This is a genomic window from Leptolyngbya sp. FACHB-36 (assembly GCF_014695955.1).
Taxonomy (GTDB): domain Bacteria; phylum Cyanobacteriota; class Cyanobacteriia; order Leptolyngbyales; family Leptolyngbyaceae; genus FACHB-36.
In genome coordinates this window covers 1-3,560 of sequence record NZ_JACJPG010000333.1, presented here as the reverse complement: position 1 = coordinate 3,560, position 3,560 = coordinate 1, and the positions used below count along the sequence as shown (strand labels likewise).

Here is a 3,560-nt window from a genome sequence, read left to right as displayed (position 1 = left end):
GGTACGGTTCTGAAGCTGCTTAACACCGCTGACCCGATTCCCCCCGTCGTTGTTTGCGATGGCATCGGTGGACATGAAGGCGGCAATGTGGCGTCGAGTTTAGCGATCGAAACGATTCAGCAGCAGCTTAGTGCCGTGCCTCCAGGAGCGACGATCAACGCCGCCACGCTGATTGCTCAACTCGATCAGGTTGCGTTAGCTGCTAACGACGCAATTAGCCAGCGCAACGATCAAGAGCATCGGCAAGACCGTCAACGCATGGGTACAACGCTGGTCATGGCATTGGTGCACACCCATGAACTGTATCTCACGCACGTTGGTGACAGCCGCGCTTATCGCATTACGCGCACAGGCTGCCATCAGGTAACGCTAGATGACGATTTGGCGTCGAGGGAAACACGGCTAGGCTATGCGCTCTACCGGGATGCTCTACAGCATCCGGGATCGGGATCACTCGTTCAAGCGTTAGGAATGGGAGCTTCGTCGCTGCTGCATCCAACCGTGCAGCGATTTGTCCTGGATGAGGACTGCGTATTTTTGCTCTGCTCCGATGGACTTAGCGATCACGATCGCGTCGAAGAGTATTGGCAAACTGAACTCGTGCCGATTCTGAATGGCACAATCGACCTTGCCACCGCTGGTCAGCGACTCGTTGATCTCGCCAATACTAAAAATGGACACGACAACGTCACGATCGGGCTGGTTTACTGTCAGGTGCTGCCGTCGTCAGGTGCAACTCAACCGCATGCAGCAGCGACAGCCCCACTGGACGCATCACTGGCACGACTGCCCGCCAACACCCTAAGAGCCTCTTCAAAGGCTGTTAACTCTACATCTAAAACTCAGTTGGTCCAGCCCCAGCGTCGGAATCGACGATCGTTGGTGATTCCCTTAGGAATTTTGGCGCTCTGGGCGCTTGGAGGTGCGCTTGCCTATTTCTTGATCCCGGACGTGCATGTTTGGATTGATTCGCTGGTTTCTCCGCGCCCATCGCCCTCGATCGCGGTTGCGCCCGTTGCCAGTCCCGTGTCCCCCCCACCTGCTAGCGTGCCGCCGCCCTTGGCAGTCGGGGCGCTGGTGCAAGTCAATGCAGCCGCTCCTACAAACGCTGAGGCAGTGACGTCTTCTACGATCGCCCTACTAGCCCAACCCTCAACAAAATCCTCAAGCCCTGCAATCGCGCGATCAGTTCCACCCGGCAGCATTCTAAAGCTGTCCACTCGCCGCACCCGCGCTGAGGATTCGAGCAACTGGCTCCAGTTTACGGTGTGCTCTGTTCCCACCACGCCAAAGTCCTCAACTCCCCTGGTGCAAGCGGGTGAAACGGGCTGGATTCGGGAAAGCGCGATCGCACCGCTGATTACACCTGCCGCGTCCAGTTCGTGCTCAACAACGCCGAGGCAGACGCCTTCTCCCTCGCCTTAATTCAGTCAACTCGACCACTCACTCAGTGTGACCTGAAACAACTCGCTGCCGACTAACCACTAATTTCAAACAGCGACTAGACTGAATAGAATATCTCCTGTCACAGACCTAACCTATATCTCTGTGAATGACATCGTCTGAAAATCCCCAACAACGTTCTAACATTCCCTGCCTCAGCTTAGCGATCGCTCCGCTACGGGCGGCTGGGCATTTTGCTGTTCATGTTATTAAAGCACCGTATCCCGCTGGGTACGTCTTGAACGACTGCACCTGGTCGGAGGCGTTGACCCGAATTTGGTACGGTTGGCAGGAACTCTTTTCGACACGCGTACTGCCCCACGTACCGCACGTCTCGCAGGTTAATACGTCCCCACCAGAGCCGATGCTGGAGATCGAGTCGTCTGCATCTGCGTCCGCACAGCCGATCGGCGTCTCAGGACGGCTCATGCAGAACTTGGGGATCTGTCTTTGGCAGTGGCTGTTTGATGGACCCATTCAAGCGAGCCTTAACCACAGTCAGGGAATCGCCGCTGGACAAACCAAGCCGCTCCGCCTGCGGCTAGAAGTTCGCGACCCGGATTTGATCGCGCTCCCCTGGGAGATCATGCAGGACGGACCGGGGAAGCAAGCGATTTCCTTGAGTCAGCAATTGCTGTTTAGTCGAACCACTAGCGACGTGCAAGCACTTGCCCCGCTGCGGACCGATCACAAGCTGAAAATTTTAGTGGTGCTAGGTCAGGACGTAGATCCCAGCAAGGCAGTGGCGTCAACTGCCACTCTCAAACTAGAGCAAGAAGCAACTGCGCTATCAAATCTGCTGAAAACCTTCGGCAGTGTGGGAACCGGCATGGGTGAGTTCTGCCAAGTAGAAACGTTGGTGCAGCCGTCACCCAAAGATTTAATTGAGCATCTGGAAAATCAGGACTTTGAAAACCAGCCGTACAATGTCCTGTTTTACGCTGGGCATGGCGTTCCGGCGCCCGACGGCGGCGTGCTGTTTTTGCAGCCGGGAATGACGCTCAACGGCACTGAACTGGCGCAAGTGTTAACGCGTTGTAAGGTCAAACTGGCAGTGTTTAACGCCTGCTGGGGTGCTCAGCCAGACCATTATGGGTCATTTGAGGACTCTGAGGAGCGATCGTCCGAAGCGATTCCCCGCAGCAGTCTAGCAGAAGTGCTGATTCACCATGGCGTGCCCGCCGTGTTGGGAATGCGGGAGCCAGTCACCGACGAAGAAGCGCTTAGCTTTATTCAGGCCTTTGCCAAAGCCCTTGCAGAACGATTGCCGATCGATCAAGCCGTTGCTGTCGCTCGCCAGCATTTGCTGACGCTGTACAAGTTCAACCATCCTGCCTGGACGCTGCCCGTTCTGTATATGCATCCACAGTTCGATGGCGAACTGCTAAAGCCCGTTGAGGGCACACTGACTCAGCTTCCTGGTGTGATTACACAAATTGGACAGCGCACCACTGGCGCGTCGCTGCGATCGCTGCACGAGCCAAAAGTTTGGCAGATTCGCAGCGGCATGATGCGAATTGGCAGAGACAAGGTCGAGAACGATCTGGTGCTTCAAGACGACCAGGGCGGCATCTCTCGCAGACACGCAGAAATCTTTTGTCGCCATTTGCAACGCAGCGGTAAAGCGGAAACTACCTACTTTATCAAAGACTTTTCCAGCTACGGAACCTGGCTGTTGGGAACCGAAGGCTGGCAGAAAATTCACCGTCAGGAAGTACCGCTGGTATCCGGCACTCAATTAAAATTTGGCAGCTTTGAGAATGAAGTCCTAGAATTTGTGATTCACACAAAGTCAGAGTAGTCTGGCTCCGCCATTTGGCTTAAATTGTAGGACAGTTACGGAACTGGTGATCCCCAGACTGTAGGTGATGTCAGCAAACAGGTTCAGTCAGTGCATGTAGGAGTCCCGTAATGGAAAATAGAGCGATGCGTTCCAGTAACCAAAAGGCGTTTAAAGCGGCTGTTCAGCAAGATTTGCGGGATGCTCTGCTACAGGCAGAGGGAGTCACGTGTAAGGGGACTGCCGATGAGTCGTTTAGCGAAGAGAGCGTCACGGTTGCGGAAGCCCCTGCTGCTAAAATTTCGTATCCCTGGAATCCAGCTGATCTAGAGGCGGA

Annotated in this window: 3 protein-coding genes; all 3 read left to right on the top strand. The window is 55.0% G+C overall.

Going from position 1 to position 3,560, the window contains the following annotated elements; all coding sequences use genetic code 11:
- Window positions 1-1,425: PP2C family serine/threonine-protein phosphatase (locus tag H6F43_RS09375; protein ID WP_190342523.1), on the top strand; the 1,425-nt coding region annotated here is incomplete at its 5' end.
- Window positions 1,426-1,552: 127 nt separating this feature from the next.
- Window positions 1,553-3,244, top strand: coding sequence for a CHAT domain-containing protein (locus tag H6F43_RS09370; RefSeq protein WP_190342522.1), 1,692 nt, complete (start codon window positions 1,553-1,555; stop codon window positions 3,242-3,244).
- Between the two features lie 125 nt (window positions 3,245-3,369).
- Window positions 3,370-3,560: hypothetical protein (locus H6F43_RS09365; protein ID WP_190342521.1), on the top strand; the 191-nt coding region annotated here is incomplete at its 3' end.